The sequence below is a fragment of the Bacillus sp. cl96 genome (genome assembly GCF_900100505.1).
GTDB lineage: Bacteria > Bacillota > Bacilli > Bacillales > Bacillaceae_G > Bacillus_A > Bacillus_A cereus.
The window spans coordinates 67998-86125 of the sequence record NZ_FNDM01000002.1 but is presented as its reverse complement, the minus strand read 5'-3'; the positions used below and the strand labels follow the sequence as shown (position 1 = coordinate 86125).

The following is an 18128-nucleotide window of genomic DNA, read 5'->3' as shown; positions in this document are numbered from 1 at the left end:
GTTGTTATCTTCATTATAAAAGATTAGCAATTTGTTACCATCGAACTACCTTACAGTTACCTTACAGAATTGTAAGATTTCAAAAGAGGATAGAAAAACACCTCACATAGCTTGAGGTGCTTTCACGGAATTTCTCTATAATCACTTGCAAAATTAACTTTTTTCTCTTGGTTATTTTTCGGAGAATCCAATCTTAAACTAATAGATTTACTAAATAATTTAGGATCAAAATAATTATTCATTACTTTTCTTAACTTACCTTCAGATATTTTCGTATTACAAGAAAACAAAGGATGAAAATCATGTTAATATATTTTTATACAATTAAGAATTTAATTTACAAGGGGGATTATATATGTTTAAAAAAATGGCCGCAGATGTATTAGGACTAAGCGATGTAGGTTCTGTTATTACACCTAAAGACTATGATAAGGTCGATGCCGATGATTATGTAATGCATGAAGATGGAGAGAAAATTTACTTTCTAATTAAATCGAAATCAGATGAATATTGCTTCACAAACAAAGGGTTAATTCACTTAGACGGTACAAGCGCAACAAGTAAAAAACGTACACTACGCCGCTTTCGTTATAGTAAATATCAAATTAAAAACGTAGCACTCGAAACTGCAGGAACGATTGATTTAGATGTAGAAATTAAGTTTCAAATGGGCGATGAACATTACTCAATTGATGTTCATAAAAAACATATTGAAGAATTAAAAGATTTGTATAAGGCTTTACTTAAAATCGAAGAAATTTCATACGACAACGATATTACATTACAATATGCACATAAAAGTTTAGATATGGCATCTAATGCCTTTAGCCGCATTTCAAACGCACAAGTAAATTTAGCAGAGCAATTTAAAGAAATGAACGAGATTGCCTTTAACTGGCTTGTTGATACGAAGAAACAATATAATGTGAAAGATTATGGTTTTGTATTTGAGAAGTTTATTAACAACTAATTTCAAATACACAAAAAACCTTGTTATCAAAAGATAACAAGGTTTTCTTAGCGTCCCAGGAGAGATTCGAACTCCCGCTCCGCCCATTTCCGTACTATTTTATATATTTTGATCGCAGTCTTAATATATCTTCTCCTTCGCGAATGCCTGCCGATCCCTTCCTCACATTTTTTACGACAGTCCAATTCGGGTTAGTTTCATCACCGATGTTCTGTACTGTAAAATTGCCATCACCATATTTTCGGTGGCCTTCTGCCAATTTCTCCGTTAAATCATTCTCATTTGATCTCGCCATCTTTGCGCCATCTCCCTTTTTTATACGACCTTCTTAAACCATCTAACCAATCACAGGTCCAGTCAATTGGAGATTCTCATTTTCCGCTTCTATTAATTGTAACACACTGCCGGGGATAAGTTCCGATAACTGCTGCTCAACCGTACTAGAATGGTAAAGAATTTTATAATATTGCAAGTAAACAATTAAGAGAATCTGGATATGGATTTGAGTTCCATCATAAACCTATTAATTCTTTAAATTAAATAAGATGAATAGGGCGCATAAATGGCGCTCTTTTTATTTAAGAAAAAAAGTACATATGCAACTGCTTAATATCAAAGGAAAGGTCGCAAATATTAAGCATGAACTACACTTATAACCCAAACATCAAATTTTAGACAAACAAAAAACCTTGTTATCTTTTGATAACAAGGTTTTTTTAGCGTCCCAGGAGAGATTCGAACTCCCGACCGTACGCTTAGAAGGCGTATGCTCTATCCGGCTGAGCTACTGGGACATGGAGCGGGTGAAGAGAATCGAACTCTCGACCAGAGCTTGGAAGGCTCTTGTTTTACCACTAAACTACACCCGCATATGTTATTTTCTTTTCTTCGTTAGCGCCGTTGCCCTATCGACAATATTTATTATATGTATAACCACACATAAAGTCAACACCTTTTTTAAAAGAGGATAAATTTTCTTATCCTCTTTTAAAAACTGCCTGTTCAACTAGTTGTCCGTCTAACGTTTCAAAACGAACTTCCATTTGATTTTCATCCATTTCTAATAAAGCAAATGTCTTTTCTACACGCTGACGTGGTAATAAAATACTGCCTGGATTAATAAATAAAACGCCCTCGATTAATTCCGCACCTAATACGTGAGAATGTCCGAAGCATGCAACTTGCGCTCCCACCTCTTCAGCATGGTACGCTAGCGTTTGTAATGTCATTTTTACATTATGTCGATGCCCATGTACAACTAAGAAGCGAATTCCATCTACATCAGTTACAATTTCATCTTGAAAGTTAGCATAATCACAATTTCCTTTTACAACATGGAAACCTTGCAGCTCTTCATGAGCAGGTGTTAGCTCTGAATCACCGCAATGAATCATGATATCTACTTTCCCTTCATACTTCTCTTTTAACTGCTGTAATTCCTTCACAGAGCTATGACTATCGCTTACGATTAAAGCTTTCATCAATCTCTCTCCCTTATTCTCCTAAAAACCATTCAGGGATTTTTTCTTCTAGCTTACGAAGAGCACGTCCGCGGTGACTAATAGCATTTTTTTCATCTGAACTTAATTCCGCCATTGCTTTTTTGTATTCTTCCACATAAAAGATCGGATCGTATCCAAAGCCATTTTCTCCGCGGCGTTGTTCTAAAATAAATCCTTCACATGTCCCGTTTACAATGACAGGCTTTTTATCACCTTCAGGGAAAGCTACTGCTAATGCACAGTAGAAGCGAGCTTTACGCTTATCAAACGGTATTTCATTTAATTCTTGTAAAACTTTATCAATATTCGCTTGATCATCTTTTGGCTCTCCAGCAAAACGAGCTGAATACACGCCTGGTTTCCCATTTAACGCATCTACAATAAGACCTGAATCATCCGCAATTACAATTGCATTCAACTGTCTACTCAAACTATCCACTTTTAAGATCGCATTTTCTTCAAATGTTTCACCAGTTTCTTCGACTTCTTCAATATGAGGAAAATCGTGTAATGATTTCACTTCTAAATCAAATCGCTCAAATAACTCAGCAAATTCACGTACTTTCCCCATATTTTTTGTCGCTACAACAACTTGTTTCATACTTTCCACCTCTACTCTATATGAGATACGATGTCACCTAACGCTTCTTTTTGCATATCAATCAGTTGGAAAATGCCTTGTTCTGCTGCATCAAGTAATTCATTTAACTGCGCTCTACTAAACGTCGCTTCTTCTCCAGTTCCTTGCACTTCAACAAACTGACCTTTTCCAGTCATAATTACATTCATATCAACGTCTGCTTTAGAATCTTCTGCATAGTTTAAATCTAAAACAACACCTTGCTCTTCAACAATCCCTACTGACGTTGCTGCTAAATAATCTTTTACTGGAATTTTAGATACTTTTTCTGCTTGTAATAACTTCTCAAACGCTAATACCATCGCTACGTATGCACCTGTAATAGAAGCTGTTCTCGTTCCACCATCTGCTTGGATGACATCACAGTCAATCCAAACTGTTCTCTCGCCAAGCGCTTCTAAATCAACTACCGCACGTAATGCTCGTCCAATTAAGCGCTGGATTTCCATTGTACGCCCTGTTACTTTCCCTTTGCTTGACTCCCTAATCGTACGTTGTTCTGTTGCACGCGGAATCATCGCGTATTCAGCTGTTACCCATCCTTTTCCTTCTCCACGCATAAACGGTGGTACACGCTCTTCAATTGTTGCTGAGCAAATCACCTTTGTATCCCCAACTTCAATTAATACAGATCCCTCTGGATGTTTTAAATAATTCGTATGAATATGTATATGGCGTAATTCTGTTTTCTCTCTACCATCTACTCGCATAAAAATAACCTCCTCTTAATTACTACTCGTTAGTATAGCCAAATTTAAATGTATGATATGTATACAATAAAAGAAGGAGAACCCAAAAAGCAATTCTCCTTTCTTACTTAAGTATATCAAATTATTGACGATTAAAAACTACCTGTATTCACGTTTTCTGGACGATCTACAGGTTTTATTAACTTTCCGCCCTTTTCATCTATAAGATTTGCTTTTCCATTCACTTCAATAGAAATATTTTTCACACCTTTCTTTTCTGTTAAAGATAAAACTAACGACTTCAATACGTAATTTGAGATCATATTTTTATCTGGGTTTACAAATATATTTTCATTAAAGTTTAATGTAAGATTTCCGTCTTGTAATTTCGGATTCGTAATAAGCTTAACGCCTGGATTAAAATCATTCAGGAGCGATTGATGGATCGGACCTTTTACAAGTTCATCTATAATTGTTGCATAGTCATTTTCTTTACCTTCCGCAACGCGGCGTGTGACTGGTACGTAGTATTGCTGTTTATTATTATTTTGCGCCATAAAATACAGTGTGACTGGTTTTGTATTTGTTACATCTGCTACTTGTTCATCATCGAAGTTAATACCATTTGCACGGCTCACTCCTTCACCAAGCGGTGTACCACCAACCGGCATCTTTGCCAATTTCTCACCATTTATTTGGAACTGCACTTGTTTTATCTCTGTAAATTGCGTCAACGTCCAAGCTATAGATTCAACGATTTGACGCTCTTCTTCTTTCGCATAGTTTTTCATTTCTTTAGAGAAATCAATAACTGCCGTTCCGTCCTTTTTCAAATCTAAGGTCATCGTTGTATTCGCCGGAATGACTGCACGAAACCCATTCGGTAATAAATTCGTTACCGGTCCATCTTTCACAAGGTATTCTAACGTTTGCTTCACAGTCTCATTTGCTTTCGGAGTAGGTATAGCTAACGTTTGTGGTACAACATAACCATTTTTATCAACAAGGTATAGTTCTCTATTTACCATTTGCCCTTGCTTATCTTTTTTAGCTACTTCTTTCTTCCCACCCTCTGTATACGTAACTTGTTTTGGCGGATCAATTTGTTCAGTTGCTTTCTCTTGATTTATAAAGCCACACCCTGTTAGTAAAACAGCACTCACAGTAGCACCAACAACCCATTTAAAAGTGGATTTAGGCATGCCATTCCCCCCCTAAAATCTAAGTTTGTACTATTATGTATACGAGCTGTTTCACGTTTTAGAACAAGCTGCGCCTCTTATAAATTGAAACTTTAATCAACAGGGGTCTTACTCCCTAGCAAATAGCAAGATAAAACAAAAACTCCTGATTTCTCAGGAGCTCACTTATATAAATTCTACTATTATTCTTTTTCTAAATGAATATGCTTCACATTTTCAATCGGTTGACCGAACCATTTTGATGCAATTTCTTTAAACAAGCCTATTTTTCCTGTTGTTAAGAAGAGATGATCGCTTTGTTCTTCTCCTTCATTCAACATTTTACTATGATATAAGATTGTACTTACTTCACGTGCTGTTTCATCACCAGAACTAATTAGTTGCACTTTATCTCCCATTACTTTTTTAATAACAGGTCCTAAAATCGGATAATGTGTACACCCTAATATAAGTGTATCAATATCGGTACTTTTCAGTGGTTGCAACGTTTCTCTTACAACTTCATACGCCATTTCACTTTCGAAATTCCCACTCTCTACAAGTTCAACGAAAGGTGGACAAGCTAAACTTTCTACCATAACACGGTTATTAATAGACTTTAACGCCTCTTCGTATGCACCACTTTTCACCGTTCCAATCGTTCCAATAATCCCAACGTGATACGTGTTTGTCACTTTTAAAGCTGTACGTGATCCTGGGTGAATAACTCCTACTACTGGAATTGGTAATTGTTTTTGCATCTCTTCTAATACAACTGCAGTTGCTGTATTACACGCAATAACTAACATTTTAATATTTAAATCTAGTAAATGCTCTGTCATTTCCCACGTAAATTGACGTACTTCTTCTCGAGAACGTGGACCATAAGGACAACGTGCTGTATCTCCTAAATATATGATACGCTCTTTCGGCAACTGACGAATTAATTCCTTCGCTACTGTTAAACCGCCAACTCCTGAATCGATAACACCGATTGCTCTATTCAACTTCATCACCCGTTTTCTCATTCATCATCTTTTATGTTTATCATTATATTTTACACACTTTAAGTTCGCTCACTTCAAATGCTTCTGTATGAAAATTTTCATTTTCCCATGTATAGACTAGGACCTTTTTTATTTTGCTCCTTTTTTTCGTAATTTGCAAGATAGAAAAATAACCGACCTTCTATAAGAAAGTCGGTTTCTTCTATATAAAGTGCATATTCATTGCTCCATCTTTTTTTGAAAAGAAGACATTCCCATTAATAAGAAGAAATGAGCAGCAATTAAAATGACGATCAAAATAAAATTCAATCGATAACTATTTGTAGATTCCATAATTTTGCTCGCTACAGCTGGTCCAAATGCCATACCGAAAAAGTTAATTAAATTATATAAACCAAGACCGACTCCAACTTTAGCTGGATTTAATGTTTTCGGGATAAATGTGTTTAATGATACTTGAATTGCCGAATAACTCATAAATGTTAAAATAACCGCAAATAAAATAAAGAGTAAGTTCCCGTCCGGAATAATCCCTAAAATTAAAAAGCCAATGATCATAACTACAGAAGCTACATACATCATCTTCACATTCCCAAACGAAGGAATAATCTTTCCGGTAATAAAACTAGATACAATACCAAAGAGAGATGCAATAAACAATACAATTCCAATAACGAATGGAGACAATCCATGTCCTCTTCCTAACAGTAATGGTAATAATAATAAACTAGCACATAACGCCACATTAATGATAAATCCGACCGCTATTAAACGAAGTAATGGTTTATTTGTAAATAACTCAATATCAATAAACGGCGACTCCGTTCTCTTCATATGAGCCTTAAATAAAAATAGAAAAACAACAGATAACACAAAAAGCCAACTATTAATATTCACTCCTAATAAAATGGTCGTAATCAATACAAATAATAAAACTGCTCCAATGAAATCAAAGCGAAACACTTCATCTGTATGTCGCGCCTCTTCTGGCATAAATTTTACGAGTAAGAAAATACCAATCATTGAAATAACCATAAATAAAAATAAATACGGCCACCCTAACGTATTTGTAATTGCCCCACCTACTAAAGGTCCAATACCAACCGCTAATGCAATAGAAGAACTAATCATTGCTAACGCACCTGGTTTTTTAGCTGGAGCAACTAATTTCGCCACCGCAATCATACTAAGCGCAATAAACGCTGCTCCGCCGCTCGCCTGCACTAACCTTGCGAAAATGATAATTTCATAAGATTGATTCACAAATCCAACAATAGAACCAGCTACAAATATGATAATAGAAATAATTAATAGTCTTTTTACACTGTAACGATCAGCCAGCTTTCCATATATTATCGAACCAATACCGACAACTAAGGAATACCCTACTACAACCCAGCTTACTTTCGATTGACTAATTGATAAATCATTGGCAATATCCTCTAGCGCTACATTAAATAACACAGCGTTCATCGGTCCTAACAAAACAATAAAACATAATGTAAAAACAAACCATTTCGAATGGTTTCTTATATCTTTCCCCATGTGTAACACTCTCCTGATTGCAATTTTAAAACTATCAAACTATAGATAAAAAAATGAACTTATTTAAATGTTGTATCACCACTAAACAACTTCATTAAATGTGTAAAAGTTGCTAATTTATCGCGCGATAAATTGAATTCGAAACGAAACACGTATGTTGTTCGATATTCATGGAACTATCATAGTTTCAGCATTACAGTTTGTCAACGAAAAATATACAAAGTAAACTAATTAAGTCTTTTTAGTTTACTTTGTTCAAAAGTTATTATACACTAATTTCGAAGCCGATATAAGGAGGACTGGCATGATTATTCAAATTTACATTTTTTAACTTAATAAAATGAAACGCATACAGAACTTTTATATAGAAGAGACATTATAGGAGGATTATGATGAAGAGAAAAATGTTAGTTGTATTAACAAGCGTAGAAAAATACCCAAATTTAAATAGGGCTACCGGACTTTGGCTTGGTGAAGCTGTACATTTCGTAAAAAAAGTAGAAGAAGCGGGTTACGAAGTTGATTACGTCAGTCCACAAGGCGGTTATACACCAATTGATCCACATAGTTTAGCAATGGCGGAGAGTATCGATTGGGAATGGTATCAAAAGAAAGAGTTTATGAATCGCCTCGGTTCTACAATGAAACCAAGTGAAGTGAATCCAGAAGACTACGCTGTTATTTATTACGCAGGTGGCCACGGGGTTATTTGGGACTTCCCAGAAAATAAAGAACTTCAAAATATTAGCCGCAATATTTATGAAAACGGCGGAATTGTTTCTTCGGTTTGTCATGGAGCTGCTGGTTTATTTCATATTACATTAAGCAATGGGGATCGTTTAATTAGCGGTAAGAAGGTAACAGGCTTTTCAAATGAAGAAGAAAAATTAGCTGAATTAGATCAATTCGTTCCATTTTTAACAGAAGATGAACTCATTAAAAATGGAGGACTTTACGAAAAAGCCGCGCAACCGTGGGAAGCTTATGCTCTAGAAGATAATCGTGTTATCACTGGTCAAAACCCAGCTTCAGGTGGTCTAGTAGCCGAATTAGTATTAAAACAGTTGCAAAAATAATATGTACTAAAAAAGCAGATTCTCCTCTATTAAGGGAGATCTGCTTTTTTACGAAATCATTTGCAAAATAGCAATAACTTCTTTTTCAATTTCAGAATCATCAATTGCTTCTATATACTCTGGTTTAAAAAGTTGATACTTCTTTAATTGATAAAAATCAAGTATCGCTTTCTTTAACGTAATATCGTACTGAATACAAAAAGAATGATCTATAATACGTCTTAACATCACATCATCTTGTACCATAAATAATTGTGCATTCATTTTATTAAAATAACCTTGTTCCATACCCGCTTCAAAAAACATTTGCAAATTATGGTTACGATTTTGTTGGGCAGCGACTAATTGATCCGACAAATGCGAATATGCTTCTTTCAAATCTTGCAAAAAAACATCCGAAATATATGTCACACATTTTAAAGAATGGATAAACGTCTTTTGGAAACGTTCTGTAAATGACATACTTTCATCTTGATTATCCGCATCACCTTCGAGTAGATAGTTCATGAAATCCTCTACTACCACCTCAATAATTTCATCTTTCGAAGAAAAACGTTTATATAAAGTAGCTTTACTAATATCCATATATTTCGCAATTTCATCTATTTTCAATTGGCTAAAACTTGTCTTTCTAATAATGGGCTTTATTTTATTAATATAAGTATTTGCACATGCGACTTTTCTCATTTAAAAGAGCCTCCCCTTTTGTCCATACAAAATAGTATAGCAAATTCACGAATGATTATAAATGAAGTTATTATACTCACTATGCCTTTTTAGTTTATTACATTTTCATATACTATACATAAAAAACTATAATCAATTATTACCAACTGGACGGTTACAAACCAATTTCGAGACGGGAATTTTAGAATACAGTGAAACTTTAATCAGTGGGGGGGCGTTCATCCCCACTGATTATTAGCTCTCACCAATCGGGGGTCCTACTGCCCGGCAAATAGAGGGATAAAAATACCCACTACCTTTGTTAGTAGCGGGTACTTTTTCTATAATTTATTTACAGCCCTTTTTATAGCCTTACCTATTTCCACGCTAGACTGTGGATTTTGTCCTGTAATTAAATGACCATCTACTACTACATGCGGCGTAAAATTGGGGGCTACATAAAACAAAGCTCCTTCTTCTTTCAACTTACTTTCTAGCAAAAACGGAACGCGCTTTTCTAAATGTACAGCTCTTTCTTCATCGTTTGTATAACCTGTTATACGCTTACCCGCAACAAAAAACGAGCCATCCTTATTTTTCACACCGACTAAAGAGCTTACTCCGTGACAAACAGCCGCTACAATCCGGTTATTGTTATACATATTCTCAATCAAATTTGCTACATATGGATTACCTGGAAAATCTACAATCGCCCCGTGCCCACCACCAAATAAAACCGCATCATAATCCGAAAAATGAACATTTGAAATCGGCCTCGTATTTTGCAATAAAGAAGCTACATGCTTGAATTCGCGAGGTATACCATTCGGAATAGACACTCTATCTATAGGTACTCTCCCGCCTTTTATTGACACAATATCAACATCAAACTTAGCCTTTTTTAATACATGATAAGGAGCTGCGAGCTCTTCAAGCCACAAACCAGTCGGGTGTCCATTCATATCATGAGCACTTGTTGAAACTAACAGTATCCTTTTCAACATATCCCCTCCTTATTACCTATTTATGTATGAAACGTTTTTATCATTCATATAGCAAGTGAAGCAAACAAAAAAATAGCCGACTTTTATATAAAAGTCGGCTGCTTTCTTATAATTCGAGCTCTCCCATACGAAGAAGCTCCACAACTGCTTGTGAACGTCCTTTAACCCCTAGCTTTTGCATTGCGTTTGAGATGTGGTTGCGAACTGTCTTTTCACTTATAAAAAGTTCACCTGCAATTTCCTTCGTTGTTTTATCTTGAACCAGCAATTCAAATACTTCTCTCTCTCTCTTTGTGAGTAAAGGTTTAGATTGATACGCTTTTTCCTTCAACTGGTATAACCCTCCTTGCTTAAGCCAGAGCTGTGTATGTGTAAGTTGGGTGTTTATTTAGTCAAGATATTGTATGAACGAAATGTGCAGGTGGTGAATGAAAATGGGCTTTATTTCCTATGTTATTTTAGACTTTTATACAGTGCGTACACTCTTTTTATCCACTTACTTTCCAACGCGCCATATTTGTTCTAGCAATATACTTACAACCGTACCTACGAATAAACCATTACCGAATATATATTGCATAACAGACGGCAAGGATTGGAGTGCTCCAGACGGTAAAAACATAACGCCGCTGCCAAATAATACTGCAACGCCTAAAATCGTTACATTCCTTTCACTCATCGGCACTTGTTTTATATTATTAAATCCAATTCCAATTAACTGTACGAACGAAGCCATTAAAACAGCCGATGCGACAGCTGATGGTAAAGATGCTAAGTAACGAATAATACTTGGAAAAAGAGACATTACGACTAGTAACGCACATGCCATTAAGAACGATCGGATATATTTTTGTTTTGTTAAACGTATAAATCCTGCCGTTGCTGGTAACGGAACGACACCTACAGTTGAAAATACAGAAGAGATGATATGCGAAATCCCCCCAACCCATGTTCCATCTTTCAACTGTTTTTGTTCAATAGTCGCTTTATGAATAGTTGCTTGATTAATTGCTATAATAGCTGCCACCGTATTCGAAACTAAAATACATACCATAACAAAACTTGATACAGCCATACCTGTATTCCATTTTGGAAGTCCCCAAGCAAATATATGTGGAAGTTGCACAAAATGAGTTACTTGAGATGGGATTGTCACTTTTCCTGCAATGAGAAAAATAATCCACCCACTAATTAATCCTATTAAAACTGCATAACTTTTGACAAAGCCTTTTCCAAAATTAGATAGTATAATAACGAACAGAAATATACTAAACGCGATCATTGCTGTAAATCCGTCGATTTGAGAAATAGTAGCTGTAATTCCTAACATTCCTTTTAAAAACACACCACTTAATTGTAAACATAATAAAAGTAAAAACGTCCCTGTCACAAGCGGCGTAAATAAAAATAAAATACGTCCTATAAAACCAGTTACTCCTAATCCTATTAAAATAATACCGGAGATTATCATTCCTAATTCTAAAATTTGCAGTGTACTATGTAATTGATCTTGTCCGGCCGTTGCATAAGCAAGTACGGTAAATACACCAACCCAAGATCCAGCCGGCCCATCCGCAATTGGTAGTCTATGCCCAAGCCATCCTTGTAAAAAAGAAGATATACCAACTACAAAAAACGTACGCTGCATTAAATAAAATATTTCTTCCGTCGTAAGATGAAATAATCCGCCAACGACAATTGGTAGTGCGATTGAATTTGCTAATAAAAATATAAACCATTGTAAAGTTCCCATAATATGATTTTGGTTATGTTGATTGTCCAATTTTTTCATCCCTTCTAGCTTTCCTATAAAAATATATTGTAAGAATAAAAAAGAAGAGTTCTATCCTCACCATTAGAACCCTCCTCAAAATATTTAAACGATTCTTCTACACAAGATTATTTAATTCCACCTCATTTAAACTTCCAACAACAATATTTCCTTTATACACGACTAAACGTTTTTCTGTTTGACGCGCTACTGCTTCAGCAGCGCATGTCGCATTCGTCAAAACAAAGCTCGCTTCATCCCCTACATTCGGCCATACTCGCTTCCCTTCCTTATTTAACGTTTCTTTTCCTCCTGTAATAAAGCGGAGTGCTTTTCCTAAAGACCTTTCGTCACTCCACCCAAAACGCTCTGCTAATCGATTCGCCTTTTGAAGCATATCACCTGTTCCAAACGGTGACCAATGATCTGTAATGCTATCATTGCCTAATGAAACCGTAACACCTTTTTTATCTAATAACGGAATTGGGATTACTTGTTTACCAATTGGCACTGTTGAAGTAATATCAATATTTACATTTGCGAGTCTTTCTGCCACTTCTTCAGCCTCTTTATCAGTAACACCACCAAGTCCAAGTGCATGACTAATCGTTACACGGCCTTGCCATCCTGCTTCTTCTGTTAAACTTGCCAATCTCTTCATCGTAAACGTTCCAAGATTATTCGCATCGTGCAAATGAATATCAACATCCGCATTAAATTCGACTGCGATATCCATAATTGTATGTAATGACTTTTCAATGTCATTATCCACTGTAGCTGGATCTACTCCTCCGACTAGATGGGCACCCATACGCATCGCATCTTTCACGAGTTGCACAGAATTACTGCGCAATAATCCATGTTGCGGAAACGCAACAATTCTACTAGATACTCGATTTTTATATGTTTCTAATGCCGCTAACGTCGCCTCCAAATTACCAAGCCCAATAATTGGATCAACATTACAATGCGTTCTAATATTCGTTGCACCATTTTGCAGTAGTAACTCTAGCATATTTTCCGCTCTATTTTGAGCAGTCGCTAATTGCTTTGGTAAAATTTTTTCTTCTTCATTAAAACGTGTAAAAATACTTTCTGCTGGCATACAAGCTTTCCATGGGCCACTATAATATGTTTTATCAATGTGAATGTGCATCTCTTTGAAAGCTGGCAATATTAATAAGTTCTTAGCATCAAAAGTTACTATATCTTCCTCTTGAACAATCCCTTTTATAATTTTTTTAATTCGACCATCTTCAATAAGTAAACTGCATAATTCTGTTTCTGTTTGTGAAATTCTCTCTTCTTCATATGTATATCCTGATTCAAGCATTACGTTAGTCAACCAATATACTGTCATCTCTATTTCCCCACCCTTTATTAAAAATCACCTCATAACTACAAGTTTAATATCCACTGAAAATTAAGACAATTAATACGATCGCTTCTCACAAAAAAAATGTAATACAACCCCATAGTCTTCTCATAAATTTCCATATAGAATAAAAGTATGCAGTTTGATATAAAAAGGAGTTGATTGGAATATGTCAAAAAGGTTATGTAAATCCGAAACTGATAAAATGCTATTTGGTATATGTGGTGGTTTAGGAGAATATTTTGATATTAGCTCTACTCTTATTCGTATCATTTGGGTTATTGCTGTTTTATGTTTTGGGACAGGATTTTTAGTTTATTTCATTTGTTTATTACTTATGCCACGTTCGTACTAATGGCATCATTTCACATACTTAAGAAGAGCAAATCACCTATAGAATCCTATAGGTGATTTTTTCATGAAGAATATTTCATCGTTAAATGTAATACCGCCACTTCTTCTTCTTCATTTTTATAAATATGCTTCTTATTCGCTTCAAATTGAATGGAATCAAACTCATTTAATTCGTATACATCATTCTCCACTTGAATAGACACTTTCCCTTTCATTACCGTTACAAGCTCAATCGCACCTTCATGATGAGCTTCTGGCTCATATATACTATTTGATCGTAAACAAGCACGGTGCATTTCCATCCCTGTTTCTTTCGTATAACGGAACATCGTTTCTAAATGCCACGCTTGTCCTTCATCTACTGCAAATCCTTCTCCACAGCGCGCAACAGCTACAGGTTCTCCAGCAACCATTAATCTGGATAAAGGAATTGATAACCCTTTCGTTATTTTCCAAATGACAGCTAGTGTCGGATTTGTTTCCCCTCTTTCTATCTTTCCTAATGTTAATTTACTAACTCCTGTTTTATGGGCTAATTCTTCTAAACTTAATTTCTGTTCATTTCGAATTTGTCTCAATAACTGTCCAACTTGTTGAATGACTTCTTTCGTTTGCATATCTTCATTTTCTTTCATATATAAAACCACCTTAAAGTATAAAATAGTTTACTTTTAACAATTAAAAGTATATCATACTATACATAATTATTTATTTTCGAAAGGAGTGCTATACTTCATGCGCGCAATTTTATTAGGTCTTTTATCATCGGCCTTTTTTTCTGCAACCTTTATTATTAATAGAGCAATGAATGTATCTGGAACGAGCTGGGCTTGGACAGCTTCCTTCCGTTTTTTATTTGCTCTTCCTATTTTATTCCTTATCGTTTTATTTCGCAAAAACTTTAGGGGATTATGGGAAGAGTTAAAAAAACATCCATTGGCATGGATCGGATGGGGTTCTGTTGCCGGTATTGGTTTTTATTCTTTATTAAGTTTCTCAGCTGTCTTTTCTCCAGCTTGGCTCGTTGCTGGAACTTGGCAAGTTACGATTTTAGCTGGTTTACTACTATCACCACTATTTTTCGTGAAAATAGAAACAAAATCAGGTACGAAACTTGTACGCGGAAAAATTCCACTTCGTAGCTTATATGTTGCATTATTTATTTTACTTGGTGTAATTTGTATGCAAGCAACTGCCGCAGGCCATATTACAATGACTCAGTTCATTTCAGGTTTTTTACCTGTCGTATTAGCCGCTTTCTTATATCCGTTCGGTAACCGAAAAATGATGGAGCTTGTTGGTGGACGCCTTGATACGTTCCAACGTGTATTAGGAATGGCAATTGGAAGTCTTCCTATAACAATCTTGCTTGGTATATACGGATTTTCTACTACTGGCATTCCAACATCCAACCAAATGCTTCAAGGATTTTTGTTAGCATTATGTTCCGGCGTTATTGCAACGATGACATTTTTCTTTGCTACTGACTTAGCAAAAGATAACCTCGCTCTACTTGGAGCTGTTGAAGCAACACAAGCTGGAACGATGGTCTTTACCGTACTTGGAGAAATCATTTTCTTAAATGGTTCTCTCCCTGGAGGACTTTCTCTCATCGGAATGATTATTATCATGTTAGGAATGGTTGCAAATAGTATTTTAAACCGTTCTGTTCCAGTCGTTAAACAGAAAAAATCGGCATAAAAAAAGGGTATGGTTCTATAGAGATGAACCATACTCTTTTTTATTGTCCCCCTATTTCGCCTTATCAGAATAGTATTTCATTGGCTGTTTATACTAAAACTTATGTTATAATACGTTTCATGCGCATTAATAGGAGGTAAATTATGTTAAAAAAAGCAATCGCTGAATTTATTGGTACATTTGTACTTGTATTATTCGGAACTGGAGTAGCTGTCACTGGCGGCGGAATTGAAGGAATTGGAACATTAGGAATCGCTATGGCTTTCGGCTTATCTATTGTAGCTATGGCATATAGCATCGGAACAATTTCTGGATGTCACATTAACCCAGCAGTATCAGTAGCTATGTTCATCAACAAACGAATGAACGCTATGGAACTTTGTTATTATGTATTAGCTCAAATTTTAGGTGGTTTATTAGGAACTGCAACGTTAGTAACAATTTTAAAATCTGCTAAAACACCTTTAGATAATTTAGGACAAAATGGTTTCGGAACTCTTGGTTTATCTGGAGCATTTTTAGTTGAGTTCATTTTAACTTTCGTATTTATTTTAGTTATCGTTGCTGTAACAGGTAAAAAAGGAAGTTCTTCTTTAGCTGGACTAGTAATTGGTTTCACATTAGTTTTAATTCACTTATTAGGAATTCCGTTAACTGGAACATCTGTTAACCCAGCTCGTAGTATCGCACCAGCTTTATTTGTTGGTGGAGAAGCACTTTCTCAACTATGGGTATTCATCGTAGCACCAATTCTTGGTGGTATCTTCGCAGCTATCGTAGGTAAATTCATTTTAAATACTGAAAAATAGAATTTTCAATATTTCTGAATAAAAAAATGCGAGCCCTCATTATGAGGAAGCTCGCTTTTTTTATTCTTTCATTTTAGACTTTAAATTTGTAACTAATTGATCTACCGTTACATTTGCAAGTACGTTTTCCATCGCTTCTTGCGCTTGCATTAAAATAATTTCTAATACTGATTGAATATTAGCTCCTACTGGACATTCAATGTTGGGATTTTCATGGAAGGAAAATAGTTGTCCTTCTTCTACAACTTCCACTGCTTTATATACATCAAGTAATGTAATTTCTTCTAAATCTCGAGCAAGTGTCGTACCACCTTTACCAGCTTGTACATCAACAAGTCCTGCTCTCTTCAACATTCCTGTAATGCGACGAATCACAACTGGATTTGTATTCACACTACCGGCAATCCATTCAGAGGTACAGCGAGAGTTTCGATCTATCGCAAGTAATGTCAGCATATGAACACCTACTGTAAAACGACTACTAATCCCCATCTGCACACCCTCCTTTTTATTCATTCTATTAAAAGACGACTCTTATTATTATATACTATTTTTAATTTATACATAAAGAAAAAGCATGATTTCAATAGGAAATCATGCTTTTCTCTCATTATTGACGCTTTATAAATTTCGCTAAATCTTTAAATTTCACTTTATCTGAGTAATTCATTACGCCGTTTACGTAAATGCGGCTTGTAACAGCATTTAATACTGCAATTGTCGCCAATAAGACTGCTAATGTTATCGTAATTTCTAGCATACCTGCTTCACCAGCTACAATACGTGAGAAGGTAACCATCGGTGTAAAAAATGGAACGTAAGAACTTACAACAACGATAGTACTATTCGGATCACTTAATGATTTAATACTAATAAAGAATGCAGCCATAATTAAAATCATTACCGGGAAAGATACAGCTTGTAAATCCTCCGTCTTAGATACGACAGCTCCAGCAGCAGCATACATCATCGCATAAAGTAAATATCCCGTAATGAAATAAACAAGAAACATGCTGATAACTTTTGCATCTAATTTCGTAAAGTCAATTGGAATACCAAATAGTGAGGCACTTTCTAAATCGACCCAACCTAACAAATATGGAATAAGATAACCACACGCCAATACGACAAGTTGCAATAACGCCGTTGAAACAACCGCTAAAATTTTCGCATACATCATCGTAAGAGGCTTCACTTTCGGAAGCATTACTTCCATTACACGTGACGCCTTTTCAGATGCAATATTCATTGCGATTGTATTTCCGAACGCTACAATAAACATATATAAAGCAAATGTAAAGAAATAGGCAATTCCGAAAGAAGATGTACGATCTTTTATCGCTTCTTGCTTTACTTGAATTTCTGTTTGTAATTGCTGTGCAATTTCTGGTGAAACATTATTTTTGGCAATCGTCACCATCGTATATTGTTGCTTTAAATATCCTGCCATAATTGCAGAAGTTGCTTGGCTTGGAAATCCATTATACATATATGTAATCGATGGAGCCCCACCCTTTTCCGTCACATGGAATAGACCATCTAAATCGCCTTCTTCTACTTGCTTATGCAGTTTATCAAAATCATCCTTTGAACCAATTGTTATTTTTGCTGATGGCAATAGCTTATTTAGCTCATCTTTTTGTACTTTATATGTGGAACTCTCTACTACAACTGCAATTTTATCTTTATCCTTATTTTTATCATCGCCTGAAGTAAAATGATTAAATGCAAAAATCCCAAACACAACTAAAAATAAAATCGCACTCGTAATTAATGATTTCTTAGATAAAAACGCTTCCCTAAAATAAAATGAAAATACGTGAGAAAATTTACGCATC

General features: G+C 35.4%; 20 protein-coding genes and 2 tRNA genes. 5 read left to right on the top strand and 17 right to left on the bottom strand.

Translation table 11 applies throughout. The annotated features are described in order from the left end of the window. Positions 1–355: 355 nt before the first annotated feature. The gene (locus BLT20_RS04800; RefSeq protein ID WP_000473863.1) at positions 356–970 is read left to right on the top strand and encodes a PH domain-containing protein; all 615 of its coding nucleotides are present in this window, start codon (positions 356–358) and stop codon (positions 968–970) included. A 94-nt stretch (positions 971–1064) separates the two neighbouring features. Here BLT20_RS04800 and BLT20_RS04795 read toward each other — a convergent pair whose 3' ends face one another. The 9 genes from BLT20_RS04795 to BLT20_RS04750 all read right to left on the bottom strand — a co-directional run bounded on the left by BLT20_RS04795 (position 1065) and on the right by BLT20_RS04750 (position 7534). Then, positions 1065–1265: a hypothetical protein gene (locus tag BLT20_RS04795; RefSeq protein WP_000124460.1), complete on the bottom strand. Its 201-nt coding sequence runs from the start codon at positions 1263–1265 to the stop codon at positions 1065–1067. A gap of 425 nt (positions 1266–1690) precedes the next feature. Continuing rightward, positions 1691–1764: transfer RNA gene (locus BLT20_RS04790), tRNA-Arg, on the bottom strand. 1 nt (position 1765) lies between these two features. Next, positions 1766–1839: transfer RNA gene (locus BLT20_RS04785), tRNA-Gly, on the bottom strand. Positions 1840–1947: 108 nt separating this feature from the next. Next, the gene (locus BLT20_RS04775) at positions 1948–2451 is read right to left on the bottom strand and encodes a metallophosphoesterase (RefSeq protein WP_000645488.1); all 504 of its coding nucleotides are present in this window, start codon (positions 2449–2451) and stop codon (positions 1948–1950) included. A gap of 13 nt (positions 2452–2464) precedes the next feature. Further along, positions 2465–3073 carry an XTP/dITP diphosphatase gene (locus tag BLT20_RS04770; RefSeq protein ID WP_000815951.1) on the bottom strand — a complete coding sequence of 203 codons (609 nt, stop codon included), beginning with the start codon at positions 3071–3073 and terminating at the stop codon, positions 2465–2467. Positions 3074–3084: 11 nt separating this feature from the next. After that, positions 3085–3822: a ribonuclease PH gene (gene rph, locus BLT20_RS04765; RefSeq protein ID WP_001261765.1), complete on the bottom strand. Its 738-nt coding sequence runs from the start codon at positions 3820–3822 to the stop codon at positions 3085–3087. A 131-nt stretch (positions 3823–3953) separates the two neighbouring features. Next, a complete protein-coding gene (gerM, locus tag BLT20_RS04760) occupies positions 3954–5003 on the bottom strand; it encodes a spore germination protein GerM (protein WP_001126748.1) in 1050 nt (349 codons plus the stop codon). A 182-nt stretch (positions 5004–5185) separates the two neighbouring features. Beyond that, positions 5186–5995 (bottom strand): glutamate racemase, encoded by an 810-nt coding sequence (gene racE / locus BLT20_RS04755; protein ID WP_000774005.1) that lies wholly within the window; start codon positions 5993–5995, stop codon positions 5186–5188. A 213-nt stretch (positions 5996–6208) separates the two neighbouring features. Continuing rightward, the gene (locus BLT20_RS04750) at positions 6209–7534 is read right to left on the bottom strand and encodes an MFS transporter (RefSeq protein ID WP_000513857.1); all 1326 of its coding nucleotides are present in this window, start codon (positions 7532–7534) and stop codon (positions 6209–6211) included. Positions 7535–7926: 392 nt separating this feature from the next. On the opposite strand from BLT20_RS04750, the gene BLT20_RS04745 reads away from it, so the two are divergent. Then, positions 7927–8610, top strand: coding sequence for a type 1 glutamine amidotransferase domain-containing protein (locus BLT20_RS04745; protein ID WP_000823847.1), 684 nt, complete (start codon positions 7927–7929; stop codon positions 8608–8610). A 48-nt stretch (positions 8611–8658) separates the two neighbouring features. Here BLT20_RS04745 and BLT20_RS04740 read toward each other — a convergent pair whose 3' ends face one another. From BLT20_RS04740 to BLT20_RS04720, 5 genes are all read right to left on the bottom strand, one after another. Then, positions 8659–9297 (bottom strand): TetR/AcrR family transcriptional regulator, encoded by a 639-nt coding sequence (locus BLT20_RS04740; RefSeq protein ID WP_001233009.1) that lies wholly within the window; start codon positions 9295–9297, stop codon positions 8659–8661. A gap of 320 nt (positions 9298–9617) precedes the next feature. Then, on the bottom strand, positions 9618–10280 hold the full coding sequence (locus BLT20_RS04735; protein WP_000919610.1) for a type 1 glutamine amidotransferase domain-containing protein: 663 nt from the start codon (positions 10278–10280) through the stop codon (positions 9618–9620). 106 nt (positions 10281–10386) lie between these two features. Next, on the bottom strand, positions 10387–10611 hold the full coding sequence (gene gerE / locus BLT20_RS04730) for a spore germination transcription factor GerE (RefSeq protein WP_000659484.1): 225 nt from the start codon (positions 10609–10611) through the stop codon (positions 10387–10389). A gap of 165 nt (positions 10612–10776) precedes the next feature. Next, positions 10777–12072, bottom strand: a complete 1296-nt coding sequence (locus BLT20_RS04725) for a purine/pyrimidine permease (RefSeq protein WP_000732140.1) — start codon at positions 12070–12072, stop codon at positions 10777–10779. A gap of 97 nt (positions 12073–12169) precedes the next feature. Further along, positions 12170–13411 carry an amidohydrolase family protein gene (locus BLT20_RS04720; RefSeq protein ID WP_000219556.1) on the bottom strand — a complete coding sequence of 414 codons (1242 nt, stop codon included), beginning with the start codon at positions 13409–13411 and terminating at the stop codon, positions 12170–12172. Positions 13412–13595: 184 nt separating this feature from the next. Here BLT20_RS04720 and BLT20_RS04715 point away from each other — a divergent pair, with 184 nt between their 5' ends. Then, positions 13596–13781, top strand: a complete 186-nt coding sequence (locus tag BLT20_RS04715; RefSeq protein ID WP_000044334.1) for a PspC domain-containing protein — start codon at positions 13596–13598, stop codon at positions 13779–13781. 61 nt (positions 13782–13842) lie between these two features. Here the strand turns inward: BLT20_RS04715 and BLT20_RS04710 are convergent, their stop codons facing one another. Next, a complete protein-coding gene (locus BLT20_RS04710; RefSeq protein WP_000661920.1) occupies positions 13843–14415 on the bottom strand; it encodes a helix-turn-helix domain-containing protein in 573 nt (190 codons plus the stop codon). Between the two features lie 100 nt (positions 14416–14515). Here BLT20_RS04710 and BLT20_RS04705 point away from each other — a divergent pair, with 100 nt between their 5' ends. Together BLT20_RS04705 and BLT20_RS04700 are read left to right on the top strand one after the other, a co-directional pair. Further along, a complete protein-coding gene (locus BLT20_RS04705) occupies positions 14516–15481 on the top strand; it encodes a DMT family transporter (RefSeq protein ID WP_001201636.1) in 966 nt (321 codons plus the stop codon). A gap of 143 nt (positions 15482–15624) precedes the next feature. After that, on the top strand, positions 15625–16290 hold the full coding sequence (locus BLT20_RS04700) for an aquaporin (RefSeq protein ID WP_000913213.1): 666 nt from the start codon (positions 15625–15627) through the stop codon (positions 16288–16290). A 60-nt stretch (positions 16291–16350) separates the two neighbouring features. Here BLT20_RS04700 and BLT20_RS04695 read toward each other — a convergent pair whose 3' ends face one another. After that, positions 16351–16782 carry an Rrf2 family transcriptional regulator gene (locus tag BLT20_RS04695; RefSeq protein ID WP_000512998.1) on the bottom strand — a complete coding sequence of 144 codons (432 nt, stop codon included), beginning with the start codon at positions 16780–16782 and terminating at the stop codon, positions 16351–16353. 118 nt (positions 16783–16900) lie between these two features. Next, positions 16901–18127, bottom strand: coding sequence for an ABC transporter permease (locus tag BLT20_RS04690; RefSeq protein ID WP_001224982.1), 1227 nt, complete (start codon positions 18125–18127; stop codon positions 16901–16903). Between the last annotated feature and the right edge of the window lies 1 nt (position 18128).